Source organism: Actinosynnema sp. NPDC037264 (assembly GCF_055603705.1).
The window spans coordinates 12062-38506 of the sequence record NZ_JBVJVK010000006.1; the positions used below are offsets into that span (position 1 = coordinate 12062).

Consider the following 26445-nt stretch of genomic DNA (forward strand, 5'->3'; position numbering starts at 1 on the left):
CGTCAGCCGATCCGCTCGTAGGCGGGCAGGGTCAGGAAGTCCACGAACTCGTCGGACAGCGCGACCTGCTCGAACAGCTCCACGGCCAGGTCGAGGTGCTCGCCCTCGAGCTTGTCCCGCACCTGCGCGAGCACGGTGCGGACCAGCTCGGCGGTGACGGGCGTGCCGTCGTCCAGCACGACGTCGTTGTGCACCCACTGCCACAGCTGCGAGCGGGAGATCTCGGCGGTGGCGGCGTCCTCCATCAGGTTGTGGATGGCCGCCGCGCCGTTGCCGCCCAGCCAGGACAGCAGGTACCGCACGCCGACGTCCACGGCGGACTCCACGCCCGCGCGCGTCGCGCCGCCGCCGGCCGACTTGAAGTCCAGCAGCTGCTCGGCGGTGACGGACACCTCGGGCCGCAGCTCGTCGAGCTGGTTGGGCTTGTCGGAGAATTTCTGGTCGAAGATCTCCGCGCACACCGGCACCAGGTCGGGGTGCGCCACCCACGAGCCGTCGAACCCGTCGCCCGCCTCGCGGCGCTTGTCGTCGCGCACCTTCGCCAGCGCCGCGCGGGTGACCTCCGGGTCGCGCCGGTTCGGGATGAACGCCGCCATGCCGCCCATCGCGAACGCGCCGCGCTTGTGGCAGGTGCGCACCAGCAGTTCGGTGTAGGCGCGCATGAACGGCACGGTCATCGTGATGCTGTTGCGGTCGGGCAGCACGAAGTCCCGGCCGGCGTCGCGGAAGTACTTGATGACGCTGAACAGGTAGTCCCAGCGGCCCGCGTTCAGGCCGGACGCGTGCTCGCGCAGCTCGTAGAGGATCTCGTCCATCTCGAACGCGGCGGGGATCGTCTCGATCAGCACCGTCGCGCGGATCGTGCCGTGCGGGACGCCGAGCCGGCGCTGGGCGGCGGTGAAGACGTCGTTCCAGAGCCGGGCTTCGAGGTGGCTCTCCATCTTCGGCAGGTAGTAGTACGGCCGGCCGAGTTCGGCGTTGTGGAAGAAGTGCAGGCCGAAGTCGACCAGCGCGCCGATGGCGGGCCTGCCGTCGACCTCGACGTGCCGCTCGGGCAGGTGCCAGCCGCGGGGGCGGACCACGATCGTCGGCCGGGCCACGTCGTCGCGCAGGGTGTAGTGCTTGCCCTCCGGCGAGGTGTGCTCGACCGTGCCGCGGGCCGCGTCGTAGAGGTTGACCTGGCCGGAGACGACGTTGTGCCAGTGCGGGGTGTTGGCGTCCTCCAGGTCGGCCAGCCAGACCTTCGCGCCGGAGTTCAGCGCGTTGACGGTCATCTTGCGCTCGGTCGGGCCGGTGATCTCCACCCGCCGGTCGCGCAGCGGCTCGGGCGCCTCGGCGACCCGCCAGTCACCGTCGCGGATCGCCTTCGTCTCCGGCAGGAAGCCCAGCGGGCGGCGGTCCGCGCGGCGGCGCATCAGGGCGGCGTGCTCGAGCGCGAACGCGCGGTGCAGCTCGGCCACGAACTCCAGCGCGTCCGGCGTGAGGATCTCGTCCCCGCGCTCGACTTCGCCACCGAGGACGCGAACACCGGACATGGAAGCCCACCTCGTTCCGAGTCGGTTTCTACTTCGCGGACTATAGTTTTCACCACGCGGAACGGCAACGAAGGAGTGGTGTCGGTGGCACGAGAGTCCACGGGCGGCGTCCAGTCGCTCCAACGCGCCTTCGACCTGCTGGAACGCCTGGCCGACGCGGGTGGCGAGGCGAGCCTGTCCGAGCTCGCCGCCACCTCCGGCCTGCCGCTGCCGACCATCCACCGGCTGATCCGCACCCTTGTCACGCTGGGGTACGTGCGGCAGAACAGCAACCGCCGGTACACGCTCGGGTCCCGACTGATCCGGCTCGGCGAGAGCGCGTCGCGGCAGTTCGGCACGTGGGCGCGGCCGTTGCTGGCGCAGTTGGTGGACCAGGTGGAGGAGACCGCGAACCTGGCCGTGCTGGACGGTGACGAGGTGGTGTACGTGGCGCAGGTGCCGTCACGGCACTCGATGCGGATGTTCACCGAGGTGGGTCGGCGGCTGCTGCCGCACGGCACGGGCGTGGGCAAGGCGATGCTGTCGCAGCTGCCGCGCGACGAGGTGCGCGCCCTGCTGGCCCGCACCGGCCTGCCCGCGTACACGCCGAACACCATCACCGACCCGGACGTGCTGCTGGCGTCGTTGGACCAGATCGCCGAACAGGGCTACGCGCTGGACGAGAGCGAGCAGGAGCTGGGCGTGCGCTGCGTCGCCGTTCCGCTGCACGGCGCACCGACCCTGGCCGCCGTCTCCGTCTCGGGCCCCGACAGCCGCCTGACCAAGGACTCGCTGCCCCGGATCATCCCGGAAGTCCTGGCCACCGCCACCCGCCTCTCCACCAGCTCCCCCACCTGACCCACCCCAGACCGCGCGCGGTCCGGAGGTAGGACGCGCGGGATCAGTTGAGGAGGGCGTCGACGAAGGCGGTCGGTTCGAAGGGGGCCAGGTGGTCGGCGCCCTCGCCGAGGCCCACGAGCTTCACGGGCACGCCCAGCTCGCGTTGGACCTGGAACACGATGCCGCCCTTGGCGGTGCCGTCCAGCTTGGTCAGCACGATGCCGGTCACGTCGACCACCTCGGCGAACACCCGCGCCTGGGTCAGGCCGTTCTGCCCGGTGGTGGCGTCGAGCACGAGGAGCACCTCGTCCACCTCCGCCTGCTTCTCCACCACGCGCTTGACCTTGCCCAGCTCGTCCATCAGGCCGGTCTTGGTGTGCAGCCGGCCCGCCGTGTCGATCAGCACGGTGTCCACGCCGTCGACGACGCCGCGCTTGACCGCCTCGAACGCCACCGAAGCCGGGTCCGCGCCCTCGGCCCCCCGCACGGTCGACGCGCCCACGCGCGAACCCCACGTCTCCAGCTGATCGGCCGCCGCCGCGCGGAAGGTGTCCGCCGCGCCCAGCAGCACCGTGCGGCCGTCGGCCACCAGCACCCGGGCCAGCTTGCCCGTCGTCGTGGTCTTGCCCACGCCGTTCACGCCCACCACCAGCACCACGGCGGGCTTCGGCCCGGACGCGCCGTCGGCGTGCGGCAGCGCGTTCACCGCGCGAACCATCTCCGGGTGCAGCGCGTCGACCAGCACGTCCCGCAGCAACGCCCGCGCGTCCTCGGACGTGCGCACGCCACGCGCCACGATCTGCTCGCGCAGCGCCGTCACGATCTGGTCCGTGATCGCCGCGCCGAGGTCCGCCATCAGCAGCGTGTCCTCGATGTCCGTCCACGAGTCCTCGTCCAGGTCACCCGCGCCGAGCAGCCCCAGCAGGCTCTGCCCGAACGTCGACCGCGACCGCGACAGCCGTCCGCGCAGGCGCTCCAACCGACCGGAGGTCGGCTCGATCTCCTCGATCTCGGAAGCCTCTTCGGGCAGCTCGACCTCGACGAACCCGCGCTTGACCGAGTCGCGCGGCACCGCCGCGTCGTCACCGACGCCGGGCTGGCCGTCGACCTCGGTCCGCTCGGCGACCGGGTGCTCGACGGGCTCGACGGGAGCGGGCGCGGGCGACGCGCCGGCGCGCTCCACGGGCTCGGCCGGCCTGGTCGGTTCCACCACCGGCGGCGCGGTCGCGTTGAACGTGATGGCGCCGCCGGCCTGGTAACCGCCCTTGGCCGGCTTGTCCTGCTCGGGCTCGGTGAGGCTGATCCGCCGGCGCCGCGCCAGCACGACGCCCGTCACGAGGGCGACCGCGAGCAGGGCCGCGACGACGACGATGATCCAGATCAGGGACGTGGTGGACACGGCGCAATCCTCGCACGCCACCATATGTTGGCGATCGACGAACCAGGTTGATTTCAGGCAACTTTCCAACGAACACTCTTGCGCGAGCGTGCAGTGTGGAATAGACCACAGGGCGTGAAGGTGATCGGGCTCATCTCGGGCACGTCGATGGACGCCATCGACGTGGCCGTCGCCGACCTGTCCCTGGCCGGCCGCACGGTCGTGCTGACCCCGGTCGAGCACGCCGAGCACCCGTTCCCGGAGGACCTGCGCAGGCCGCCGACCAGCGCCGCCGAGCTGTGCGCGCTCGACACCCGGCTCGGCCAGGCGTTCGCCGAGGTCGCCGCCCGGTACGAGGGCGACCTGGTGTCGTCGCTGGGCCAGACCGTGCACCACTGGGTCGAGGACGGCCGCTGCCTCGGCACGCTCCAGCTCGGCCAGCCCGCGTGGATAGCCGAAGCCACCGGCCTGCCGGTCGTCTCCGACCTGCGGGTCCGCGACGTCGCCGCGGGCGGTCACGGCGCGCCGCTGGCGAGCACCCTGGACGCGCTGTGGCTGGCCGACTTCGACGGGCCGGCGACCGCGTTGAACATCGGCGGCATCGCCAACGTCACCAAGGTTTCGCCCGAAGGTGTGATCGCCTACGACACCGGACCGGGCAACGCGCTGATGGACGCCGCGATGACCGTCCTGTCCGGCGGCCTGCGGAACCAGGACACCGACGGCGAGTTCGCCGGTCGCGGCCGGGTGCGCGCCGAGCTGCTCGACCGCCTGCTGGCCGACCCGTACTACGGCCTCCCCGCGCCCAAGTCGACCGGCAAGGAGCACTTCAACCGCGCCTACCTGGACCGCGTCACCGAGGGCCTGACCATGCCCGCCGAGGACCTGCTGGCCACGCTGACCGAGCTCACCGCGCGCACGATCGCCGCCGAGTGCGAGGGCACCGTCATCGGCTCCGGCGGCGGGATGCGCAACCCCGTGCTGGTCGAGTCGTTGGGACGGCTCGTGGACCTGCGCACGAGCGACGAGCTGGGGCTGCCCGCCGCGGGCAAGGAGGCCTACCTCGCCGCCCTGCTCGGCTTCCTGACCTGGCACGGCCTGCCCGCGAACGTGCCGTCCGCCACCGGCGCCGCCGGCCCGCGCCCGCTGGGGTCGATCACCCCCGGCCGCTACCCGCTGCGCCTGCCCGAGCCCGTGATCACCGCCGTGACGGGATTGACGATCGGCCGCCGTGAGAGGCAGTCGGATGGGAGAGGCCATGCGCGCACTTGATGTCGGCATCATCGTGCTGTTCCTGGTGGGCATGCCGCTGCTGGGCGTGTGGATCGCCGGGCGCCAGCGCTCCGCCACCGACTACTTCGTCAGCGAGCGCCGCATCTCGTGGTGGGTCGTGTGCGTGTCGGTGGTGTCGGCGGAGACGTCCACGCTGACCGTGCTGAGCGTGCCGACGGTCGCCTACCTGGGGACGATGACGTTCCTGTCGCTGGCCATCGGCTACCTGATCGGCCGGATCGTGGTGTCGTTCGTGCTGCTGCCGAAGTACATCGCGGGCGAGCTGATCACCGCGTACGGCTTCCTCGGCAAGCGGTTCGGGCGCAACATCCAGAGCACGGCCTCGCTGACGTTCCTCGTCACCCGGCTGCTGGCGGACGGCCTGCGGCTGTTCGCCACCGCCATCCCGATCAAGGTCGTGCTCGTCGCGTACGGCGTGGACGTGTCGTACTGGGTGATCGTGGCGGCGCTCGGCGTCGCGATGGTCGTCTACAGCTTCCTCGGCGGCGTGCGGGCCGTGGTGTGGGTCGACGCGATCCAGATGCTCTGGTACGTCGTCGGCGCGTTCGCGGTGATCCTGGTGCTGAACGGCAAGCTGCCCGACGGGTGGTTCGCCAGTGCCGCCGACGCGGGCAAGTTCCAGGTCCTCGACTTCAACGCCAGCGCGTTCACCTCGCCCTACGCGATCGTCGTCGCGTTCATCGGCGGCGCGGTGCTGTCCATGGCCTCGCACGGCGCGGACCAGCTCATCGTGCAGCGGCTGATGGCCACGAAGGACGTGCGCTCGGCGCAGAAGGCGTTGATCGCCAGCGGTGTCGTGGTGTTCCTCCAGTTCGCGCTGTTCCTGTTCATCGGCGTGATGCTGTGGGCGTTCTACAAGGCGGCCAACCCGGTCAAGGACCTCGGGCTCAACAACAACGACGAGCTGTTCGCCAACTTCATCGTCAACGACATGCCGTCGGGCCTGTCCGGGTTCGTGATCGCGGGCATCCTGGCGGCGGCGCTGTCGTCGTCGTTGGGCGCGCTGGCCTCCTCGACCGTGACGGACATCGTGCAGCGCGTGGTGCGGCGGCCGATGAGCGAGGCGGAGGTGTTCAAGCAGGGTCGGATCTGGACGGTGGTCTGGGCCGGGCTGCTGATCGTGTGCGCCGGGCTGTTCGCCACGCTCACCCGCCGCGGCAACCCGATCGTGGAGCAGGGCCTGTCGATCGCCGGGTTCACCTACGGCGCGCTGCTCGGCGCGTTCCTGCTCGGGCTGGTGTTCCGCAAGGCCAAGGAGCTCGACGCGATCGTCGCGTTCGTCGTCACGGTGGTCGTGATGGCCTTCGTGATCCTGGGCGTGAAGTTCGTCGGGCCGGAGGCGACCCTGGCGATCGACTTCTCGCCGGCGGCGCCCGCGCAGAAGATCGTGTCGCTGGCCTACCCCTGGTACACGGTGCTCGGGGTGCTGGTGACGTTGGTCGTGGGCGGCTTGATGTCGTTGCGGCACAAGGGTTACCAGCCGCCGGACGTGCAGGGCGACGTGGTGTCGGCCAAGGCGTCCTAGTCCGCCCTGGTCGGCGCTCAGGCGGCGTTGGCGCGGTAGGCGACGAGTTCGAGGTGGAGGCGGAAGCCGAGCCGGTCGAAGAGCCGTTGGGAGGAGCGGTTGCCGGCCAGTATCGCGGCGGCGGCCTGCGGTCGTGCCCCGGACTTCTCCGCCAGCTTCCAGACCAGCTCGGTGACCAGCGCCGCGCCGACGCCCTGCCCGCGCACGTCCGGTTCCACGGCCACGAAGTCCAGGTAGAACTCGCTCGGCTCGGCCTTGCCCGAGGCGTAGCCGAGCACGCGGTCGCCGTCCATGGCCACCACCACGGTGTGCCGTCGGGCGGCGTCCACGAGTTTGCGCCCGGACAGGTAGGTCTTGGGGAAGCACCGCTCGTGCAGCACGGCCACCGCCTCGTGCACGGCGCGGTCGGTCGGCAGGACCCGCATCTCGCGGGCCGGGCCGGTGCGCGGGCAGCTCGCCTCCCGCAGCAGCAGGCCGCGCAGGCCGTCGCCGTCGAGGACGTGGATGCCGCACGCCCGCGCGGCGGCGAAGCGGTGCCGCTCGGCGAACGCGGCCAGCCGCCGGTGCCCGGTGTGGCCGAGCAGCTCGCGGTCGGTGACGCCGTCGAGCAGCGGTAGGGCCGCCGAATAGAGCGCGTCGGCGGTCTGGTCCCAGATCCGGCTGCCCGCCGGGTGGTTGACCGGCACGTCGACGAACGGTCCGTGCAGGTAGGCGCGGCCGGACTCGGCGTCGACCTCGACGCTGAGCGCGCCGACGACCCAGCCCGAGTCGTCGGTGGCGACCACGGTGCACGCGGCCCAGTCCGGCTCGAACTCGGCCAGCTCCGCGGAGATGTCGCCGAGCGTCTCGCCGAGGTAGCCGATGTGGTGCGCGTCGTCGGCCTGCAACCGCAGGACCAGCGCGAGGACGGCGTCCAGGTCGTCCTGGGCGGCGGGACGGATGTCGTACATGTCTGGAATGGTCACCCGCGAGGCGGCTCGACGCGAGGGAGTTTTCGGTGGTGGACGGGCGGGACGTGATGGAGGTCGCCGAGCGGTGCGCGGCGTTCCTCGACGGCGTGGCGGATCGGGACTGGGCGGTGGCCGTGCCGGGCATGGACTGGACGGTCGCGCAGACCGTCGCCCACGCCTGCGACTGCCTGCTCTGGTACGCCGCGGACCTCGCCGCCGGACCCGTCGAGCTGAGCACGGCCGAGGTGGGAGTGCGACCCGACTCCTCGCCCGCCGACCTGGTGCGCACGCTGCGGTCGTTCGCGGCGGTGCTGGCGGCGGTGGTCGACGCGACACCGGCGGACGCCCTGGGCTGGCACCCGTGGGGCCTGGCGGACGCGGCGGGGTTCGCCGGCATGGGGTGCGACGAGATGCTGGTGCACACCCACGACGCGGCCCGCGGCCTCGGGTGCGAGTTCGCGATCCCGCCCGACCTCGCGCGCAAGGTGCTGGTCCGGATGTTCCCCGAGGCGCCGACCGGCGGCGACCCGGCGCGGACGCTGCTGTGGGCGAACGGCCGCGTGCCGCTCGACGACCTGCCGAAGCGCACCGGATGGCGCTGGCACTGCGCTCCCCTCGGCTCCTAGCGTCGAGGTCATGACGGACGACGTCCTCGACATCCCCTTCGCCGACGCCTTCGCCTTCGACCCCTCGCCGACGTGGGCGCGGCTGCGGGACGAGTCGCCGGTGGTCCGGGTCCGCACGCTCGCGGGCGCCGAGGTGTGGCTGGTCACCCGCTACGACGACGTGAAGCTGGTGCTGGCCGACCCGAGGTTCTCCCGGGCGGGCGTGGTGGCGGCGGGCGCGCCCAGGGTCGGCGTGTCCCGGCCGCTGCCCGGCACCCTGCCGACCACCGACCCGCCCGAGCACACCCGGCTGCGCAAGCTCGTGTCCGGCGCGTTCTCGCACCGGACGATCTCGCGGACCCGGCCGTGGGTGCGCGAGCTGTGCGAACGGCTCGCCGACGACGTGGTGGACGGCGCCGACCTGCGGCAGGTGTACGCGCTGCCGTTGCCGATCCAGGTCATCTGCACGCTGCTCGGCGTGCCCTACGAGGACCGCGAGCGGTTCCGGGAGTGGATCGAGCTGGCGTACAGCCTGGAGATGGCCGAGCGGCCGCGGGTAGAGGCGGCGATGGAGAGCCTGTTGGCGTACATGGGCGACCTGGTCGCGGCGAAACGGCGGGAGCCGAGGTCGGACGACCTGCTCGACGAGCTGTGCGCGACGTCGCTGACGCACGACGAGCTGGTCGCGTTCGCGTTGAACCTGCTGGTCGCGGGGCACGAGACGTCGGCCAACCAGATCACCAGCTTCGTCGCCACCCTGCTGCGCGACCGGTCGCAGTGGGAACGGCTGCTCGGCGATCCGGCGCTGGTGCCGAGCGCGGTCGAGGAGCTGATGAGGTTCACCCGGCTCAGCGAGGTCGGGCAGCTGCGGGTGGCGCTGGAGGACGTGGAGGTCGCGGGCGTGCTCGTGCGGGCGGGCGAGGGCGTGATGGCGTCCATCGGCTCGGCCAACCGCGACCCGCGCGCGTTCGCCGAGCCGGACGCGCTGGACCTCGCGCGCACGCCCAACCAGCACCTGGCGCTCGGGATCGGCCCGCACTTCTGCCTCGGCGCGCAGTTGGCGCGGATCGAGCTCCAGGAGGCGCTGCTGGTGCTGCTGCGGCGGTTCCCGGGGCTGCGGGCGGCCCGACCGGTCGAGGAGCTGGCCTGGCGGAGGGTCCTGGTCAGCGGCCTGGCCGAGTTGCCGGTCAGCCTCGGATGACCGACATCTATTGCCGCGCGTTTCGCGTTGGGGAACCCTGGGAGCGTGAGCGAGGAAACGATCCAACTCGAACTCAACGACAGCGGGGTGGCGGTAGACCTACCGATGCCTGCCAACCAGCGGGACACCGTGCAGGAGGTCCCCTATCGGCCGGTCGAGTTCCGCGACGACGACCTGCCGAGCGCGTTGGAGCGCGCGGCCTCCTGGCTGCGGCAGACACAGGACTGGCTCGGTGAAGCGGTCGACGTGATCGCGGTCCACCTGGACTACGACGACACCAAGGGTTCGCCGTACTACGCCCTCAAGCTGCTGTGCAATGAGGAGGACCTGGCCGGCGTTCCACGGGTGGTGCGCGAACACGATCGCACTACTGACGAGTAACGTACGCTGGGGTTCATGCCAGATCGCGTGTACCCGCCGGTGATCGCCGCGGCCAAACTGATGTTCCGCGTGCTCGACATGCGGATCACCGTGGAGGGCGCGGAGCACGTGCCGACCACCGGCGGGGCCGTGCTGGCCTCGAACCACGTCTCCTACCTCGATTTCATCTTCGCCGGCTACGGCGCGCTGCCCGCGCGCAGGTTGGTCCGGTTCATGGCCAAGCACGAGGTGTTCAAGCACCGCGTGTCCGGCCCGCTCATGCGCGGGATGCACCACATCCCGGTGGACCGGGCCGCCGGCCAGGCGTCCTACCAGCAGGCGCTGGACGCGCTGCGGTCCGGTGAGGTCGTGGGGATCTTCCCCGAGGCCACGATCAGCCGGTCGTTCACGGTCAAGGACGTGAAGAGCGGCGCGGTGCGGCTGGCGGCCGAGGCCGGTGTGCCGTTGCTGCCGACGGCGGTGTGGGGCACGCAACGCCTGTGGACGAAGGGCAGGCCGAAGTCGCTGACCCAGCGGCACGTGCCGATCACGATCATCGTCGGCGAGCCGGTGGAGCCGACCACGGACGCCGCGCTGCGCGAGCGGATGCAGGACCTGCTGGACGACGCCCAGGCCCGTTACCCGGAGTCGGGCGAGGGCCAGTGGTGGCAACCGGCCCACCTCGGCGGCGCCGCGCCGACCCCGGAAGAGGCCAAGCGCCTCGACGACCGCTGAGGCCGGGCCTTCCACCGACGCCGTCAGCCGCCCTTCGGAGGTCGGCGACGCCCGGCCCTCGCCGCCGCGCCAGAGCCCGCTCCCGCCACACCTCGCGGTGCTCGGGCAACCAGGCCATCACGCGACCGGCTCCGGGCGCCCGTCCTCGACGCGCGCCCGGAGCCGGTCCTCGAAGTCGCCCGCCTACGCCGGGTTCACCGGCAGGGTGAACGTGGCCCGCACCCGGTGCCCCCTGACGTCACCGGCTTCCACGGTGAACCTGTACTCGCCGGCGGCGGTGGGGGTGCCGCGCAGCACGCCCGTCTCCGGCATCATGAGCAGGCCCGGTGGGAGGGCGCCCTCGACGACGCTCGGGCCCACGGTCGCGCTTTGGCCGGTCCTGAGGTTCAGGGACGAGACGTAGGCGGCGCCGACCACGGCCGGTTTCAGCGGACCGGACACCATGCGCGGTCCGGGCCAGAACCCGTAGTTGTTGTAGGAGTCGGTCCACGGGCCCCGCGACACCGGGAGCGTGGCGGGCGCGACGGGGAACCAGCCGTCGACGTCGAAGTCCGCCGCTGCCCGCACCCCGAACACGCTGTACCACCACGGGTCGCCGATGACCGACGTGGTCGAGTCGGCGTACATGCCGCCGACGAACGACGGACCGGCGACGGAGCCGAACGCCATGGATCCGCGCGGCGCGAAGAGCACCTCCACGCTGCCGTCCACGGCGATGGTGGCCGTGGTCCGCGTACCCCGCACGTCGCCGTCGTGGAGCCACTGGACGTCACTGCCGCGCACGTGGTGCGCACCGACCCGGACGTGCCCGCTGACGTCGACCGTCTCCGGGACGCCGCCCGACAACCGCACGTCCAGCACGTTGCGCGCGCTGGGGGTGAAGCCCCAGATCGTGCCGAGCGGGATGTCGGGGCCCACCTCGAACCGGCACGCCGTCGTGGGCGCGGCGTGCCCGGCCACGACCGCGGTGAGCGAGCCGTCGAGGTCGAACTCGAAGGCCGTCCGCACGCTCCGGACGCCGTCGGCGCCCCATTCGGCGTGGACGAGGGCCCGGGCGTGGACCGACAGGTCGGCGTCGGCCTCCCCCGTACCTTCCTGGCACTGCGCGACGAGGTCGCGCGCGGTGACCCGGACCCGGCCTCCGGGACCGGCGACGATCGCCGGGCCGGCGAGCACCTTCGCCGGTGACGGCAGGGCGTCGGGCATCAGGGACCGGGTGTCGACGCTGCCCGCCACCCGCCCGGACGGGAAGGCTTCGGTGATCATCACCGGCTGGGTGTGGACCGTGGTGACGCCGTCGCCGGCGGTCGTCCCGGTGACCCGGCCGAGCAGGCCGCGGCCCGTGGTCGCCGAGCCGGGCGCGACGAACACGACGGTGCCCGCGGCGGGCGGCGCGCCGGTCAGCGTGACGTCCGCGCCGGACACGGCGGTCACGCGCGAGGGCGCGATGATCTCGGTCCCGTCCGGCTTGTCGACCGCGGCGGTGACGCCGACCGACAACCACCCGACGACGTCGACGACGAGGTGGACGTCACTCTTCCAGGAGTGCAGGTGCACCCGGCCCGAAGGGCCGAGCTCGACGACCACCAGGTTCGACGCGGTCTGCCCCGGCTCGACGTTCACGTTGCTGATCCGCGGGAAGGGGTTCTCCACCGGAGCCGCGGTCACGTAGGTGCTGCGGTTCGCCTCGGTCGCGGTCACGTTGAGCACGACCGCGCCCACGCCCACCGCGGGCACACCGCCCTGACCGGCGACCTCGACGTCCACGCCCCCGACCTCCCGGACGGGGTGATCGGTGCGGCTGTCGAAGAGGCGGGTCGGCGCGACACCGCCGTAGTCCGCGCCGATCGCGAACCAGCCGACGACGTCGACCAAGAGGTGGATCGAACCCGCGTTGTTGTAGAGGCTGATGCTGCCGTCCGCACCGACCTCGACGACCGCCAGGTTCGGCACGGTCTGCCCGGCGACCACGTTGAGGGTGCTGGTCGACGGCCTCGGGGTGCCCTTCGCGTGGGTGATGACGTGCGTGCCCTCGGTGGCTTCCGTCCCGGTCAGGTTGACCACCACCGCGCCGACGCCCGCGGCGGGCACACCGCCCACGCCGGTCACGTCCAGGTCGACGCTGCCGCGCGGACCCACCTTGCCCGCCGGGGCGCCGAGGCCCGAGCGGGTGTCGAGCAGGCGCGCGGGCCGGGTGGCGGTGAAGTCGGGGACGTGGGCGAACCAGCCGACCACGTCGACGATCAGGTGCACCGACCCGTCGTTGTTGTAGAGGCTGATCGAGCCGTCCGCGCCGAGCTTGACGACCACCGCGTTGGGCGCGGTCTGGCCGGCGACCAGGTTCAGGTTGCTGGCCGTCGGCCTGGTGTCACCGGCCGGGTAGGCGATCACGTGGGTGGTGGCGGTCGGCTCGGTGCCGGTCAGGTTGATCGCGACCGCGGCCACGCCCGTGGCGGGCACCCCGCCGCGCCCCGCCGTCCGCACGTCGACCCGACCCTGCCGGCCGACCGGGCCCGCCGGCGCGCCGAGGCCGCTACGGGTGTCGAGGACCCGCGTCGGCGTGACCGGCGTGTAGGCCCGGTCCTCGAACGCGTAAGGCGTCGTGGCTCCCGCTCGTGCCGCCGCGGGGAGCAGCACCCCGGTCACCAGAACCGCGGACAGGACCGCTCCCACCCATGACCACCAACGCATCGAACCCCCTCGTGACCGCGCGCCCACGGGCCGCCGCACGGCGGCCGGGCACTCCCCTTGATCACGAAGTCGACCGCCGGGGAACGCCCGTTACGGGTCCGGTCCTAGGCGGGCGAGGTCGATCCGGGCTCGATGACGGGCGCGTCCTCGGCGACCGGCGCGTCCTCGGCGGCGGCTTCCCCAGCGGCGTCGACGGCGTCACCGGGCACGACCTCGACGTCCGCAGCGGCGTCGGCGGCGATGGCCGCGGCGGCCTTCGGTGCGGCCTTGGCGCGCTTCGGCTTGTCCTCGCCCCGCAGGCGCTGGGAGATCACCTGGCTGATGCCGTCACCGCGCATCGAGACGCCGTACAGCGCGTCGGCGATCTCCATCGTCGGCTTCTGGTGCGTGATGATCAGCAGCTGCGAGTGCTCGCGCAGCTGCTCGAACAGGCTGATCAGCCGGTGCAGGTTGGTGTCGTCCAACGCCGCCTCGACCTCGTCCATCACGTAGAACGGCGACGGCCGCGCCCGGAAGATGGCGACCAGCATGGCCACCGCCGCCAGCGACTTCTCGCCACCCGACAACAGCGACAGCCGCTTGACCTTCTTGCCCGGCGGCCTGGCCTCCAGCTCGATGCCGGTGGTCAGCATGTCGTCCGGCTCGGTCAGCACCAGCCGTCCCTCGCCACCGGGGAACAGCACCTTGAACACGACCTCGAACTCGCGCGCGACGTCCTCGTAGGCCGACGTGAAGACCTCCAGGATCTTGTCGTCGACCTCCTTCACCACGGTCAGCAGGTCGCGCCGCGTCGCCTTGATGTCCTCCAGCTGGTTGGACAGGAACTTGTAGCGCTCCTCCAGCGCCGCGAACTCCTCCAGCGCCAGCGGGTTGACCTTGCCCAGCAGCGACAGGTCCCGCTCGGCGCGCTTGGCCCGCCGCGCCTGCGTGTCCCGGTCGTACGGCATCGGCTGCGGCGCGGTGACCATTTCGCCGCGCTCCTTGGCCGCCTCGTACTCGGCCACCTCCTGCTGCGACGGCGGGATGAACACGTCCGGGCCGTACTCGGCGACCAGGTCCTCCAGGCCGATGCCGAACTCCTCGGCGACCTTGGTCTCCAGCTGCTCGATGCGCATCCGCTGCTCGGCCCGCAGCACCTCGTCGCGGTGCACGGCGTCGGTCAGCTTCTCCAGCTCCACCGACATCTCGCGGACGAGGTTGCGCACCTGCGCCAGGTACGTCTCGCGCCGCGCCTTGCGCTCCTGCGCCGCGTCACGTTCCCGCGCCGCCCGGCCCAACGACGCGGCGATCCGCTCCAGCGCGACCTCGCCGCCCCGCACCACGGCCTTCGCCACGACCGCGCCCCTGGCCCGGGCGGCGTGGGCGCGCTGGGCGCGTTCCCGCGCCTCGCGCTCGGCACGCGCCGCCCGGCGCAGCCCCTCCGCCTTGCCCTGCAACGCTCGGGCGCGCTCCTCGGCGGTCCGCAACGCCAGCCGGGCGTCCACCTCGCCCTGGCGCGCGGCGGCCAGCTCGGCCGCCATCTCGTCGCGGTGGGACGTGTCCGGCTCGTCGTCCAGCGGCTGCTCCTCCGCCACCAGCAGGCGTTCTTCCAGCTCGCCGAGCTTGAGCAGGTTCTCCTCGCGGGCCGCCTCGACCTTCGCCCGCTGCGCCCGCACGCGCTCCACCTCGGCCTCGGCCGAGCGCACCGCCGCGGCCAGCCGGTTCAGCCGCTCCGACGACCGGGCGCGCCGCACCTTGGCCTCGTTGAGCTGCTCCTTCACTGCGGCGACCTCGGCACGCCGTGCCTGCTGCTCGGCCCGTGCGCCCTCAAGAGCGGCCGTGGACTGCTCCAGCGCGCGCTCGGCCAGCGCCAGCTTCTCCGAAGCCTCGTCCACCGCGGCCTGGACCTCGATGACGCTCTGACTGCGCCCGGACCCGCCGACCGCCCAGTCCGCGCCGAGCACGTCGCCGTCACGGGTCACCGCGCGCACCGACGGGTGCGCTTCCACCAACCCGCGCGCGGTGGCCAGCGAGTCCACCACCACGACCCGGTCCAACGCGCGGTGCAACGCGGGCCGCAGCGGCTCCGGCGCCTGCACCACGTCCACGGCCCACCGCGCGTCCGACGGCAACGACGGCCACCCGGACCGGTCGACGCTCACCGGCGCGCCGCCCACCAGCACCCCGGCCCGACCGGTGTCCTGCTCCTTCAACAGCTCCAGCGCCGCCACCGCGTCCGCGCCGGACGCCACCGCGACCGCGTCCGCGATCGGGCCCAGCGCCGCCGCCAGCGCGACCTCCGCGCCCGGCTCCACGGTCAGCAGCGCCGCGACCGAGCCCAGCAACCCGGGCAGCCGCGACGCCAGCAACGCGCCCGCGCCGTCCTTGCGGGTCAGGCCCAGCGACAGCGCGTCCACCCGTGCCTTCCACGACGCGATGTCCCGCTCGGCCGTCCGCTCGGCCTTGACCAGCTCCTCGACCCGGCGGCGCGCGGCGTCGTCGGACTCCACCGCCAGCCGGTGCCGCTCGTCGAGCCCGACGTCGTCCTCGTCCTCGGTCCCGGTCACCTCACGGGCCTCGGCCAGCTCCTGCTGCACGACCTCGGACCGCTCGACCGCCTCGGCCAGCGCGACCGACATCCGCTCGATCTCCTCGGCGGTCGCGCTCGTCTTCGACCGCAGCGCCTCCACCTGACCGGACAGCCGGGCCAGGCCCTCGCGCCGGTCGGCGATCGCCCGCACCGCGGCCAGGTGCGCCTTCTCCGCCGCGGACACCATGCGCTCCAGCTCGGCCCGCGTCTCCACGGCCTCCGCCAGCCCCACCCGGGCCTCGGTCACGCCGTCCTGGAGCTCCTGCTCCAGCTCCGCGGTCTGCTCGGCCTCGGCGTCCAGCTCGTCCGGGTCACGCCCGCCGCGCGGCGCGTCCACCGCCGCCGACAGGTGCCGCTCCCGCTCCACGGCCAGCCGCACCGTGCCGCGCAGCCGTTCCTCCAACGCCGACAGCCGGTACCAGGTGTCCTGGGCCTGCTGGAGCTTCGGCGCGTCGGCCGCGACCTGGTCCTCCAGCTCGTTCTGCTGCACCTGGGCCTGCTGCAGCGACTTCTCCACCTCGGCCCGGCGGGCGCGGGCGGCGGCCTCGTCCTGCTCCTCGCGCGCCAACGCCTCGCGCTGCGTCACCAGGTCGTCGGCCAGCAGGCGCATCCGCGCGTCCCGCAGCTCCGACTGCACGACCTGCGCGCGCCGCGCGATCTCGGCCTGCTTGCCCAACGGCTTGAGCTGGCGGCGCAGCTCGGCGGTGAGGTCGGTCAGGCGGGTCAGGTTCGCCTGCATCGCCTCCAGCTTCCGCAGCGCCTTCTCCTTGCGCTTGCGGTGCTTCAGGACGCCCGCGGCCTCCTCGACGAACGCGCGCCGCTCCTCGGGCTTGGACTCCAGGATCGCGGCGAGCTGGCCCTGGCCGACGATCACGTGCATCTCGCGGCCGATGCCGGAGTCGCTGAGCAGTTCCTGGATGTCCATCAGCCGGCAGGAGTTGCCGTTGATCTCGTACTCGGTGGCGCCCTCGCGGAACATCCGGCGGGTGATCGACACCTCGACGTAGTCGATCGGCAGCGCGCCGTCGGAGTTGTCGATGGTCAGCGTCACCTCGGCGCGGCCCAGCGGCGCGCGGCCGGACGTGCCGGCGAAGATGACGTCCTCCATCTTGCCGCCGCGCAGGTCCTTCGCGCCCTGCGTGCCCATCACCCAGCGCAGCGCGTCGAGCACGTTCGACTTGCCCGAGCCGTTCGGTCCGACGACGCAGGTGATCCCCGGCTCGAAGCGCAGCGTGGTAGCCGAGGCGAAGGACTTGAACCCCTTCAGCGTCAGGCTCTTGAGGTGCACGCGGGGCAGAGTACCCGTGCGGGCCGCGAACCAGTCGGCGGCACGCTGACCTGCGCGATCACGGCCGGACCGAGACCAGGACCAACATGTCGACCACGAGGTCGAGCCGTTCGATCTCCCCGACCGGGAACGACGTGGCGCCGGGGATCCGCTCGTCCGGGGCGTGGTCGGTGCCCCACCAGCCGCCGATCTCGGTCCGCCCGGCCCGGTCGTGGACGATCAGCTTGCACCTCGTGCCCTTGGGCATGTTCTCGATGCTCATCCACAGCTCGGTGCCCCACGACCTGCCGACGAGGTCCGCGGTGGCCACCACGCCGGACGCGGCGTCGGCGGCGTGCCACGTCACGGCGTCGTCCCCGGTCAGCCGCGGCACCAGGAGCACGCCCAGCGCCACGAGCACGACGAGCGCGGCGGCGCCGACCAGCACCGGCCACCGTCTCCGCCGTCCCGCCGCGGGCACGTGCGCCGGTTCGGGCGCGGGCGGCAGCGGTCGCAGGTCGGGATCGGGCGCGGGGTCGTCGAACGGCAGCTCCAGGTCCGACAGCTGCACCTGGCCGAGCAACCCGGGCAGCGGGGCCAACCGGACCATCTCCCGCCGGCAGGCGGCGCAACCGCGCACGTGCCGCTCGAACGACGACCGCTCCGCCGGGTCGAGCGAGCCGAGCAGGTAGGCGCCGAGCGCCACGGTCTCCGCGCAGCTCACGACTCCGTCACCCCCCGCTCCTCCAACGCGTCCCGCAGCGCCCGCAGGGCGTAGAAGCAGCGCGACTTGACCGTGCCGGGCGGGATGCCCAGCACCGCGGCCGCCTCCGCCACCGAACGCCGCCGGTAGTACAGCTCGATCACCACGTTGCGGTGGTCGGCGCTGAGCGCGCGCAGCACCTCCGCGACCTGCCAGCTCTGCAGGACGTGCTCCACCTCGTCCGCGACCGGCGGCAGGTCGCCCGGTTCGATCTGCACCTCGCTGTTGCGGCCGCCGCGCTTGCGGAAGCCGGAGATGACCAGGTTCCTGGCCACGGTGTACAGCCACGGGCCCGCGTCGGCGGGTGTCAGCTCGTCGACGTGCCGCCACGCCCGCAGCAACGTCTCCTGGACGACGTCCTCCGCCTGCTGGTGGTCACCGCCGACCAGACGCAGGACGTAGCCGTGCAGCGGGCCGCGCCAACGGCCGTACAGCTGCCTGACGACATCTTCGCCACGGTCCACATCGATGTACTACGCCATCGGGCCCCTCGGCGTTCAACGCTCCACGAAACCCGTGAAGCCGCCGCGGGCCTCCGACCAGCGCTCCACGATCGAGTCCACCCGACCGGGGGTATCACCCGAACGCAACGCAGTCAGCAGCTCCCGGCACGCGGCCTCCGAACCTTCGGCGTTCACCTCGACCCGGCCGTCACGCAGGTTGGACGCCGAACCGACAAGTCCCAGCTCAAGCGCCCGGGCGCGGGTCCACCACCGGAAACCGACACCCTGCACGTGACCCCGCACCCAGGCGGTCAGGCGCACGGTCTGCTCTACTCCAGCCACAAGAGCCATCCTGTCATTTCACCCGTTAGTGGTACGGTGCGCGACCGTGACAGCACGGCGCGGTAACCGGTCCGTGATCGGCGGACTCGTCGGCCTGCTCCTCGGCGCGGCCGGTGCGACCGGCGTCGCCGTCGCCAACCCGGAACAGCTCGCCCCGTTCGTCGGGGAAAGCGCAGCACAGCGCGGCGGTTCCGACAACATCGGCGTCGGCGGGGTCGGGGGTGTGGGCGGGCCCGCGCAGAGCCGTGAGCCGGAGGTCCGGCCGACCACGACCGAGGCGCCGCCGTCCACGGTGACCACCACCGAGACGACCACCACGACCACGACCACCACCACGACGACGGAGCCGACGACCACGACGTCCGAGCCGTCGCCCGCGCCCACGACGACGACCCCGCCCGCCGACACGACGCAGGCGCAGCAGGTCGTCGCCCTGGTGAACGAGGCGCGCGACCTCGCCGGCTGCAAGCCGCTGGCGGTGGACGACCGGGTGGTCAAGGCCGCGCAGGGCCACAGCGCCGACATGGCCCAGCGCGACTACTTCTCGCACACGACCCCCGAGGGCGTCGACTTCGCCCAGCGCATGCGCGCGGCGGGCTACCCGAGCCCCGGCGGGGAGAACATCGCCATGGGCCAGCGGTCCGCCGAGCAGGTCATGAAGGCCTGGATGAACTCCGACGGGCACCGCCGCAACATCCTGAACTGCGGGTTCACCACCATCGGCGTGGGCCTGGACACCCGCGGCTGGTACTGGACCCAGAACTTCGGCTGGTAGAGACGACGTCCGACAGACCATGGGAGAACCGTTGTACGAGACCCCGGAGCCCGAGCGCACCCGCCCGCGCGTGTCGCCCCACGTGCTGCTGGCCGCGTCCGGTGTCGCCGTGTCGACGATCTTCGCCACCATCGCGTCCCTGGCGGGCGCGACCCCGGACGCGTCGCCCGCCAACCAGCTGCCGCGCGAGGACGTCGTGTCCCGCAGCACCCTCAGCACGGCACCGCGCACGTCGTCGTCCTCCTCGGTCAGCATGACCACCACCGCGGAGTCGACCACCACGACGACCGACGCGACCACGACGACCACGTCGCGCCGCACCCGCGTGACCACGGTGACCCGGCCGGACGGCACCACCACGACCACGGTGGTGGACGACCCCCAGCCCCAGCCGACGACCACCACGACGCCGCCGGTGGTCACGACGACCACCACCACGACGCCGCCCGTGATCACGACGACGACCACCACCACGACTGCACCGACGACCACCACGACGACCAACAGCGCCGGCTAGTAACGAGATCATCCGCGGTCGGTGACGGTCCGCCACACCATCGTGTGGTGGACCGCCCGAACGTTGAGGTAGGCGGCCTGAGCGGCCGATAACCCGAACACTGACCATCCGTCCGGATCCCCCACAGGGAGATGGTGTGTTCGAGGAAGACCAGACCGCGCCGCCGAAGAAGAAGATCACCGCGGTCGTGCTGCTCGCCGCGGGCGGCGCCGTCGTCGCCACCGTGATCGCCACCCTCGCGTCGGTGCTGACCGGCGGCGGGTCGACGGCCTCGCCACCGCCGGTGCCCGAGGTCGAGGTGCTGACGACCGAGGACGCGCCGGACGCCGCCGCGCCGGACGCGAGGACGGCCACGCTGGTGGTCACCGTGTCCAAGCGCGCGGGCGAGCAGCCGCCGCGCAAGGAGCCGGGCTCCACACCGGAGAACGGGACACCACCGGCGGCGGACCCGGCGCCGGGGACCAGCGCGGCGACGTCGTCCGAACCCCGGCTCACCGCCCAGCCGCCGAGCAACCCGCCGGCGTCCTACCGCCCGCCCTCGCCGTCGTCCTCCGCGTCGACCAGCGCCACCACGCCGACGACCAAGGACGACGAGGACGAAACCGACGAGCCGTAGCTACCAGACGTCGCCGTCACGCCAGTCGCACGCGAGGTCGCCCGTCAGGTCGAGCGGCACGACCGGCAGGACGAAGACCCCGTCGTCCTCTTCCTCGGTGCGCTCGACCCCGGTCGGCGTCATCGCGAACGTCCTGCCCCGCCAGCGCTGCCACCCCCGCGCCGCGTAGAACTCCTGGCCCTCCTCCGACGCGCTGAGGGCGCCGAGGGGGTACGCGCCGCGCACGACGTCCTCCAGCGCGGCCATCACGACCCCGCCCACGCCCTGACGACGTCGGTCCGCACGCACCGCGACGCCTTCCACGTACCCGGCCCGCAGCGCGCGGGTCGGGTGCGGGACACCCGCGACCCGGCGTACGTGCAGCAACCGACGCTGCACGACGGCGCCGTGGCCGATCAGCTCGTCGCCGTCCCAGACGAAGGCGTGCACGCCGCCCAGGCTGTGCTCCCAGTCCTCGTCGCCGAAATCGCCGTCGAACGCCTCGTCGAGCAGCTCGCGGGCCGCGACGAGCGCCGGCGCGGGCACTTGCCAGGTGTGGATCAGGGAAACCGGTGACACGCTTCACACCCTAAGCCGTCACACCCGACGCTCCCGTTTCGCTCCTCTGACAGGCGAAAGGAGCCGAACATGGCAGAGCACATCGTGGTGGTCGGTGCGGGTTACGCGGGTCTGGCCGCGGCCAAGCTGGCGGCGAAGTGGACCGACTCGCGGGTCACGCTCGTCAACGCGCGGGACCGGTTCGTCGAACGGGTCCGGCTGCACCAGTTCGCGACCGGGCAGCGGATGCGCGACGTCCCGCTCGCCGACGTCCTCAAGGGCACCGGGGTCGAGCTGGTGGTCGACCGGGTCACCGACATCGACCCCGACGCGCGCAAGGTCCGGCTCACCGACGGCGCGCTGGCCTACGACCGGCTGATCTACGCGCTGGGCAGCCACGCCGACCTGGCCGGCGTCCCGGGCGCAGCCGAGCACGCGCACGCCCTCTCCACCCGGGAGGACGCGCAGGAGCTGGCCGTGGCGCTGAAGACCGCGCGCACGGTCGCCGTCACGGGCGGCGGGCTGACCGGCATCGAGGCCGCCTCCGAGCTGGCCGAGTCGCGCCCCGACCTGGACGTGGTGCTGGTCACCGCCGGCGGCTTCGGCGATGCCCTGTCGGACAAGGGCAGGCGGCACGTGCGCGAGGTGTTCGACCGGCTCGGCGTCCGGGTCCGCGACCACGCGCACGTCACCGAGGTCCGCGCCGACGGCCTGGTGCTCGACGCCGGCGAGCTCGTCGCCGCCGACACCGTCGTCTGGACGGCCGGTTTCGCCGTGCCGGACCTGGCCGCACGGGCCGGGTTCGCGGTGGACGACCGCGGCCGGATGCTGGTCGACCAGACGTTGACGTCGATCTCGCACCCGGACGTCCAGGGCATCGGCGACGCCGCCGCGATGAAGCGGCACGACGGCCTCGAACTGCGCATGGCGTGCGCGACCGGCCTGCCGACGTCGCAGCAGGCCGTGCGGGCGCTGGCGAAGCGGCTCGACGGCGGGCAGCCGGCCGATCGGCTCGACTTCCGGTACCGCATCCGGTGCATCAGCCTCGGTCGGAGGGACGCCCTGATCCAGTTCGTGGACGCCGACGACCGCCCCAGGGAACGCGTGCTCACCGGCCGTGCGGCGGCCATCACCAAGGAGCTGGTGGTGCGCACCGCCCTGGCGTTCCAGCGCCACCCCACGATGCCGGCGGGTTGAGCGGGCACGGGGCCGCGGCACATACCGCGTCGGCCGACGCGCGCAGATCGTCGGCCGACGCGGCGCAGAATCAGCCCTCGGCTACGACGGACGACCGGGCCTGCAGGTCCCCGTGGCGGCGGGGCAGCCCTCTCCGGACGTGCGCTAGACCTCGAACCGGTAGCCCATGCCGGGCTCGGTCACCAGGTGCCGCGGACGCGCCGGCTCGGGCTCCAGCTTGCGCCGCAACTGGGCCAGGTACACGCGCAGGTAGTGGGTCTCCTTCGCGTACGCCGGGCCCCACACCTCCTGCAGCAGCTGCTTCTGCGCCACCAGCCGGCCGCGGTTGCGGGCCAGGATCTCCAGCAGGCCCCACTCCGTCGGCGTCAGGTGCACCTCGGCGCCGGCTCGGCGCACCTTCTTCGCCGCCAGGTCGACCGTGAACGACGCCGTCTCCACGACCGCGTCCTCGCCCTCCGCCACCGCCGAGCGCCGCACCGCCGCCCGCAGCCTGGCCAGCAGCTCGTCCATCCCGAACGGCTTGGTCACGTAGTCGTCGGCGCCCGCGTCCAGCGCCTGCACCTTGTCGGCGGAGTCGACCCGCGCGGACAGCACGATGATCGGCACGGTCGTCCAGCCGCGCAGACCCGCGATCACCTCGCTGCCGTCCACGTCCGGCAGCCCGAGGTCGAGCACCACCACGTCCGGCTTGCCCTCGGCCGCCGCCTTGAGCGCCGTCGTGCCGTCGTGCGCGGTCAGGACCGAGTAGCCGCGGGCCGACAGGTTGATCCGCAACGCCCGCACGATCTGCGGCTCGTCATCGACGACCAGCACCTTTGTCACGCTGAGACACTACGCCCGGACCTCGCGCGCCCACCGTGCCCGACTACGTTCGGCGAACTTCCTGACGGGCCCTTGATGCGGTTCTGTTCTCCCTTTATGCCGTTTTGACGCGTCCTTCTCCGCATCGGTGCGGAAAGCGTGAGTACATCCGGGTGCGAATGAATCCATTCCCTGGACAGCCGTACTGCGAAAGTGCGAATGTCCTGTCCGAATTCGGACACTTGCTCACTCACGGTGAGCCACGAGGAGGTCTGATGACCACCAGTGTGACTAATCAGGACGCGTTACAACTCGTGGTCGCCGTGCACCGGCTGATCCGCAGCCTGCGCCAGTCCGCGTCCGTCCGGCGCCTGCAGCCCACCCAGCTGCTGGTGCTCGCGGAACTCGCGTCGCAGGGGCCGATGAGGATCGGCGAGATCGCGGTGCGGGCGCTGTGCTCGCAGCCGACGGCGACCACGGTGGTGACGGGCCTGGAATCGAGCGGCCTGGTGCGCCGCGAATCCGATCCGGCCGACGGGCGGGCCACGATCGTCGAGCTGACCGGCCTCGGCCGGGAGACCATCCTGTCCCTCGCGCACGGCGAGGCGGAGCTGTTGTCCGAACGGATCGCCCGGTTGGAGCCGGCCGAGCGCGACGCGCTCCGAGCGGTCACGCCCGTGCTGCGCAGGCTCGCCGACCCGGCGCGGTGAGCCCGGCCGTCAGCCCCTCGGTCGGGGCTGGCAGCGCGGGCACGAGTAGGACGAGCGGTTCATGAACGGCTCGCGCCGGATCGCCGTCCCGCACCGCCGGCACGGCTCGTTCTCCCGCCCGTACACGGCCAGTGACCGGTCGAAGTAGCCCGACTGGCCGTTCACGTTGACGTAGAGCGCGTCGAACGACGTCCCGCCCTCGCCGAGCGCCTCGTACATCACCTGCGTGGCGTGCGCGAGCAGCTCGGCGGCCTTGGGCCTGGTCAGCTTGTCCACGGGCCGCAACCCGTGCAGCCCGGCCCGCCACAGCGCCTCGTCGGCGTAGATGTTCCCCACGCCGGAGACGAGCGTCTGGTCGAGCAGGGCGCGCTTGACCTCGGTCCGCCGCTTCCGCAACGCCGCGACCGCCGCGTCCGGGTCGAAGGCCGGGTCCATCGGGTCGCGCGCGATGTGCGCCACCGGCTTCGGCAGCCGGGCGCCGTCGACCTCGACGATCTCCGCCAACGCCAACCCGCCGAACGTGCGCTGGTCGACGAACCGCAGCTCCGGGCCGCCGTCGGCGAACCGGACCCGCACCCGCAGGTGCTTCTCGTCGGGCGCGCCGACGGGCTGGACCAGCATCTGGCCGCTCATGCCGAGGTGCGCGAGCATGGCGTCGCCGCCCGACAGGTCGACCCACAGGTACTTGCCGCGACGGCGCGCGGCCTCCAGTCGCTGACCGGTCAGGCGCATGGCGAAATCCGCCGCACCGGGCAGGTGTCGGCGGATCGCGCGTGGGTGGAGGACTTCTACCGCTTCGACGGTCCTCCCCGCGACGTGCTCGTGCAGACCTCGGCGGACGACCTCTACCTCGGGCAGCTCGGGCACCGGCGGGTGATCAGTCCTCGGACTCGCGCTCGGCGGCGGCGGCCTCGGCCTGCTCCAGCTCTTCGAGCATCTGGTAGGCGGCGGCCTGCGGCTTGGTCGGCTTGAGCACCCAGCCGCCCGCCTGGGCGGTGTCGCGCACGAGGACCAGGCCCTGGATGCCGCCGTTGCGGCTGGCGTTCAGCGGGCGGGACGGACGCGCGTGGCGCGCGCGCCGGTTCGTCCGGACGTTCGTGGCATACATTTCGGCGTCAGTCTTCCTGAGTAGGTGAAGCCTGAGGTGAAGCCTGGGGTGAAGCCTGCGTGGCCGAGCCGGGTGCGTGGCCGTTCCCGGACGCGCCGGTCTCCTCGGCGCGGACCCGTTCCTGCAGCACGCGGTAGGCGGCCGCGGCCGCCTTCTGCTCGGCTTCCTTCTTCGTGCGCCCGTCACCGGTCCCGTAGGCCTGTCCACCGACGAGCACCGTCGCGGTGAACTCCTTGCGGTGGTCGGGGCCCTGGTCGTCCACCCGGTACTCGGGGACGCCCAGGCCGGCGGACGCGGTCAGCTCCTGGAGACTCGTCTTCCAGTCCAGTCCAGCACCACGCAGCGGCGCTTCGGCCAACAGCGGGTCGAACAGGTGGTGAACGAGTTGACGCGCGGTTTCGATGCCGAACTGCAGGTACACCGCGCCGATGACGGCTTCCAGGCCGTCCGCGAGGATGCTCGCCTTGTCCCTGCCGCCGGTCAGCTCCTCGCCGCGACCGAGCAGGAGGTGCCCGCCCAACCCGTCGTCGCCGAGACCCCTGGCCACGCCCGCCAGGGCGTGCATGTTCACCACGCTCGCGCGGAGCTTGGCGAGCTGGCCCTCGGGCAGCTCGGGGTGCGTGCGGTACAGGTGATCGGTGACGACGAGGCCGAGCACCGCGTCGCCGAGGAATTCCAGTCGCTCGTTCGGCGGCAGTCCGCCGTTCTCGTACGCGTACGACCGGTGTGTGAGCGCGAGCGTCAGCAGCTCGGCGTCCAACGGGACGCCGAGCGCTTCGAGCAACGGGGCGCGGTCGGCGGACCGACCGCGCGACGACCTACCCCCCACGATTCGCCGCTACCTTCGCCAGAGGGGTGATCAGGCCGGCTGGACGACCTGGCGGCCGTCGTACTGGCCACAGGCCGGGCAGGCGATGTGCTGCGGCTTCGGCTGGCGGCAGGCCCTGTTCTGGCAAGCCACCAGGTGCACAGCACTGGTCTTCCACTGAGCGCGGCGCGAGCGCGTGTTCGAGCGCGACATCTTCCGCTTCGGGACGGCCACGACTAGTTCTCCTCTGGATTGTCACGATTCCCGTCGAACCGCTCTTGGAGGGCGGCCCAACGGGGGTCAATCGTCTCATGCCCGTGGTCGGGGCCGAGATCAGCCAGCCTGCCGCCGCAGTCGACGCACAGCCCGAGGCAGTCCGGCGAGCACAGCGGCACCTGTGGCAGCGCGAGCACGATGGCGTCGCGCACCACGGGTTCGAGGTCGATCAGGTCGTCGTGCAGACGGCTGACCTCGTCCTCTTCGGTCGTCTCGTCGGTGGTGCTGTCCGGGTACGCGTACAGCTCGGTCAGCTCCACCTCGACCTCCGCGGACAGTGGGTCGAGGCAGCGCGAGCACTCGCCTTCGACCACCGTCGCGGCCGTGCCCGTCACGAGCACGCCTTCGACCACCGACTCCAGCAGGAGGTCGAGTTCGACGTTGCCCCCCGCCGGCACCGCGATCACGCCGAGCAGGCCGACGCCCTCAGCGGGCACCGTCCGGCGCACCCCGCGGCTGGAGCCCGCACGACGCCCGAGGTCCCTGGTGTCGATGACCCAGGGCCCGGTCGCTGTGGGACGCGCGGAGGCGTGACGATGCTCAGACATGATGTTTGGTGTTGCCGTCGGGGACTTACCACGACCAGCCGGTCAAGGGTACGGGACAACGGGCGTCCACGTGAAA

The 26445-nt window shown here is 72.4% G+C and carries 27 protein-coding genes; 12 read left to right on the top strand and 15 right to left on the bottom strand.

The genetic code is table 11. The annotated features are described in order from the left end of the window. Positions 1-2 precede the first annotated feature (2 nt). The gene (gene aceB / locus ACZ7GX_RS09495; RefSeq protein WP_498774689.1) at positions 3-1535 is read right to left on the bottom strand and encodes a malate synthase A; all 1533 of its coding nucleotides are present in this window, start codon (positions 1533-1535) and stop codon (positions 3-5) included. Positions 1536-1619: 84 nt separating this feature from the next. Here aceB and ACZ7GX_RS09500 point away from each other — a divergent pair, with 84 nt between their 5' ends. Then, positions 1620-2372: an IclR family transcriptional regulator gene (locus tag ACZ7GX_RS09500; protein WP_498774691.1), complete on the top strand. Its 753-nt coding sequence runs from the start codon at positions 1620-1622 to the stop codon at positions 2370-2372. 43 nt (positions 2373-2415) lie between these two features. On the opposite strand, the gene ftsY is transcribed toward ACZ7GX_RS09500, so the two are convergent. Beyond that, entirely contained in the window at positions 2416-3753 is a 1338-nt protein-coding gene (ftsY, locus tag ACZ7GX_RS09505; RefSeq protein WP_498774693.1) for a signal recognition particle-docking protein FtsY, read from the bottom strand. A 114-nt stretch (positions 3754-3867) separates the two neighbouring features. On the opposite strand from ftsY, the gene ACZ7GX_RS09510 reads away from it, so the two are divergent. Both ACZ7GX_RS09510 and ACZ7GX_RS09515 read left to right on the top strand, forming a co-directional pair. Next, positions 3868-5004: an anhydro-N-acetylmuramic acid kinase gene (locus ACZ7GX_RS09510; protein ID WP_498774695.1), complete on the top strand. Its 1137-nt coding sequence runs from the start codon at positions 3868-3870 to the stop codon at positions 5002-5004. Then, a complete protein-coding gene (locus ACZ7GX_RS09515; RefSeq protein ID WP_498774697.1) occupies positions 4991-6550 on the top strand; it encodes a sodium:solute symporter in 1560 nt (519 codons plus the stop codon). Before ACZ7GX_RS09510 ends, ACZ7GX_RS09515 begins: the two co-directional genes overlap by 14 nt. A 17-nt stretch (positions 6551-6567) precedes the next feature. On the opposite strand, the gene ACZ7GX_RS09520 is transcribed toward ACZ7GX_RS09515, so the two are convergent. Next, positions 6568-7500, bottom strand: coding sequence for a GNAT family N-acetyltransferase (locus ACZ7GX_RS09520; protein WP_498774699.1), 933 nt, complete (start codon positions 7498-7500; stop codon positions 6568-6570). Between the two features lie 47 nt (positions 7501-7547). Here ACZ7GX_RS09520 and ACZ7GX_RS09525 point away from each other — a divergent pair, with 47 nt between their 5' ends. From ACZ7GX_RS09525 to ACZ7GX_RS09540, 4 genes are read left to right on the top strand one after another with little or no spacing between them, the layout of a single operon-like run. Next, complete coding sequence (locus ACZ7GX_RS09525; protein ID WP_498774701.1) at positions 7548-8126, top strand: maleylpyruvate isomerase family mycothiol-dependent enzyme; 579 nt, start codon at positions 7548-7550, stop codon at positions 8124-8126. 10 nt (positions 8127-8136) lie between these two features. Further along, a complete protein-coding gene (locus ACZ7GX_RS09530; protein ID WP_498774703.1) occupies positions 8137-9306 on the top strand; it encodes a cytochrome P450 in 1170 nt (389 codons plus the stop codon). A gap of 45 nt (positions 9307-9351) precedes the next feature. Then, the gene (locus ACZ7GX_RS09535; protein WP_053720469.1) at positions 9352-9687 is read left to right on the top strand and encodes a hypothetical protein; all 336 of its coding nucleotides are present in this window, start codon (positions 9352-9354) and stop codon (positions 9685-9687) included. A gap of 15 nt (positions 9688-9702) precedes the next feature. Further along, complete coding sequence (locus ACZ7GX_RS09540; RefSeq protein WP_498774705.1) at positions 9703-10401, top strand: lysophospholipid acyltransferase family protein; 699 nt, start codon at positions 9703-9705, stop codon at positions 10399-10401. A 183-nt stretch (positions 10402-10584) separates the two neighbouring features. On the opposite strand, the gene ACZ7GX_RS09545 is transcribed toward ACZ7GX_RS09540, so the two are convergent. The 5 genes from ACZ7GX_RS09545 to ACZ7GX_RS09565 form a co-directional block, all read right to left on the bottom strand. Next, positions 10585-13074: an Ig domain-containing protein gene (locus tag ACZ7GX_RS09545; RefSeq protein WP_498774707.1), complete on the bottom strand. Its 2490-nt coding sequence runs from the start codon at positions 13072-13074 to the stop codon at positions 10585-10587. Positions 13075-13196: 122 nt separating this feature from the next. After that, positions 13197-16949 carry a chromosome segregation protein SMC gene (smc, locus tag ACZ7GX_RS09550; RefSeq protein ID WP_498774709.1) on the bottom strand — a complete coding sequence of 1251 codons (3753 nt, stop codon included), beginning with the start codon at positions 16947-16949 and terminating at the stop codon, positions 13197-13199. Between the two features lie 58 nt (positions 16950-17007). Then, a complete protein-coding gene (locus tag ACZ7GX_RS09555; RefSeq protein WP_498774711.1) occupies positions 17008-17652 on the bottom strand; it encodes an anti-sigma factor family protein in 645 nt (214 codons plus the stop codon). Continuing rightward, positions 17649-18155 carry a sigma-70 family RNA polymerase sigma factor gene (locus tag ACZ7GX_RS09560; protein WP_498774713.1) on the bottom strand — a complete coding sequence of 169 codons (507 nt, stop codon included), beginning with the start codon at positions 18153-18155 and terminating at the stop codon, positions 17649-17651. Before ACZ7GX_RS09560 ends, ACZ7GX_RS09555 begins: the two co-directional genes overlap by 4 nt. A 33-nt stretch (positions 18156-18188) precedes the next feature. Further along, complete coding sequence (locus tag ACZ7GX_RS09565) at positions 18189-18485, bottom strand: acylphosphatase (RefSeq protein ID WP_498774715.1); 297 nt, start codon at positions 18483-18485, stop codon at positions 18189-18191. 37 nt (positions 18486-18522) lie between these two features. Here ACZ7GX_RS09565 and ACZ7GX_RS09570 point away from each other — a divergent pair, with 37 nt between their 5' ends. The 3 genes from ACZ7GX_RS09570 (at position 18523) to ACZ7GX_RS09580 (ending at position 20384) form a co-directional block, all read left to right on the top strand. Continuing rightward, the gene (locus ACZ7GX_RS09570) at positions 18523-19251 is read left to right on the top strand and encodes a CAP domain-containing protein (RefSeq protein WP_498774717.1); all 729 of its coding nucleotides are present in this window, start codon (positions 18523-18525) and stop codon (positions 19249-19251) included. Positions 19252-19270: 19 nt separating this feature from the next. After that, positions 19271-19768, top strand: coding sequence for a hypothetical protein (locus tag ACZ7GX_RS09575; RefSeq protein ID WP_498774719.1), 498 nt, complete (start codon positions 19271-19273; stop codon positions 19766-19768). Positions 19769-19904: 136 nt separating this feature from the next. Further along, positions 19905-20384 (top strand): hypothetical protein, encoded by a 480-nt coding sequence (locus tag ACZ7GX_RS09580; protein WP_498774721.1) that lies wholly within the window; start codon positions 19905-19907, stop codon positions 20382-20384. On the opposite strand, the gene ACZ7GX_RS09585 is transcribed toward ACZ7GX_RS09580, so the two are convergent. Beyond that, on the bottom strand, positions 20385-20942 hold the full coding sequence (locus tag ACZ7GX_RS09585; RefSeq protein WP_498774722.1) for a GNAT family N-acetyltransferase: 558 nt from the start codon (positions 20940-20942) through the stop codon (positions 20385-20387). Between the two features lie 69 nt (positions 20943-21011). Here ACZ7GX_RS09585 and ACZ7GX_RS09590 point away from each other — a divergent pair, with 69 nt between their 5' ends. Continuing rightward, the gene (locus ACZ7GX_RS09590) at positions 21012-22118 is read left to right on the top strand and encodes an NAD(P)/FAD-dependent oxidoreductase (protein WP_498774724.1); all 1107 of its coding nucleotides are present in this window, start codon (positions 21012-21014) and stop codon (positions 22116-22118) included. A gap of 144 nt (positions 22119-22262) precedes the next feature. Here ACZ7GX_RS09590 and ACZ7GX_RS09595 read toward each other — a convergent pair whose 3' ends face one another. Continuing rightward, on the bottom strand, positions 22263-22940 hold the full coding sequence (locus ACZ7GX_RS09595) for a response regulator (protein ID WP_498774726.1): 678 nt from the start codon (positions 22938-22940) through the stop codon (positions 22263-22265). Positions 22941-23194: 254 nt separating this feature from the next. Here ACZ7GX_RS09595 and ACZ7GX_RS09600 point away from each other — a divergent pair, with 254 nt between their 5' ends. Beyond that, positions 23195-23629, top strand: a complete 435-nt coding sequence (locus ACZ7GX_RS09600; RefSeq protein ID WP_498774728.1) for a MarR family winged helix-turn-helix transcriptional regulator — start codon at positions 23195-23197, stop codon at positions 23627-23629. Between the two features lie 9 nt (positions 23630-23638). Here ACZ7GX_RS09600 and mutM read toward each other — a convergent pair whose 3' ends face one another. From mutM to ACZ7GX_RS09625, 5 genes are read right to left on the bottom strand one after another with little or no spacing between them, the layout of a single operon-like run. Further along, positions 23639-24496, bottom strand: a complete 858-nt coding sequence (gene mutM, locus ACZ7GX_RS09605) for a bifunctional DNA-formamidopyrimidine glycosylase/DNA-(apurinic or apyrimidinic site) lyase (protein WP_498774730.1) — start codon at positions 24494-24496, stop codon at positions 23639-23641. Positions 24497-24506: 10 nt separating this feature from the next. Continuing rightward, positions 24507-24737, bottom strand: a complete 231-nt coding sequence (locus tag ACZ7GX_RS09610) for a hypothetical protein (protein ID WP_498774732.1) — start codon at positions 24735-24737, stop codon at positions 24507-24509. 7 nt (positions 24738-24744) lie between these two features. Continuing rightward, positions 24745-25566: a ribonuclease III gene (rnc, locus tag ACZ7GX_RS09615; protein ID WP_498774734.1), complete on the bottom strand. Its 822-nt coding sequence runs from the start codon at positions 25564-25566 to the stop codon at positions 24745-24747. Positions 25567-25596: 30 nt separating this feature from the next. Next, positions 25597-25779 carry a 50S ribosomal protein L32 gene (gene rpmF / locus ACZ7GX_RS09620; protein WP_053720453.1) on the bottom strand — a complete coding sequence of 61 codons (183 nt, stop codon included), beginning with the start codon at positions 25777-25779 and terminating at the stop codon, positions 25597-25599. A gap of 2 nt (positions 25780-25781) precedes the next feature. After that, positions 25782-26369, bottom strand: a complete 588-nt coding sequence (locus tag ACZ7GX_RS09625) for a YceD family protein (RefSeq protein ID WP_498774736.1) — start codon at positions 26367-26369, stop codon at positions 25782-25784. Positions 26370-26445: the final 76 nt, after the last annotated feature.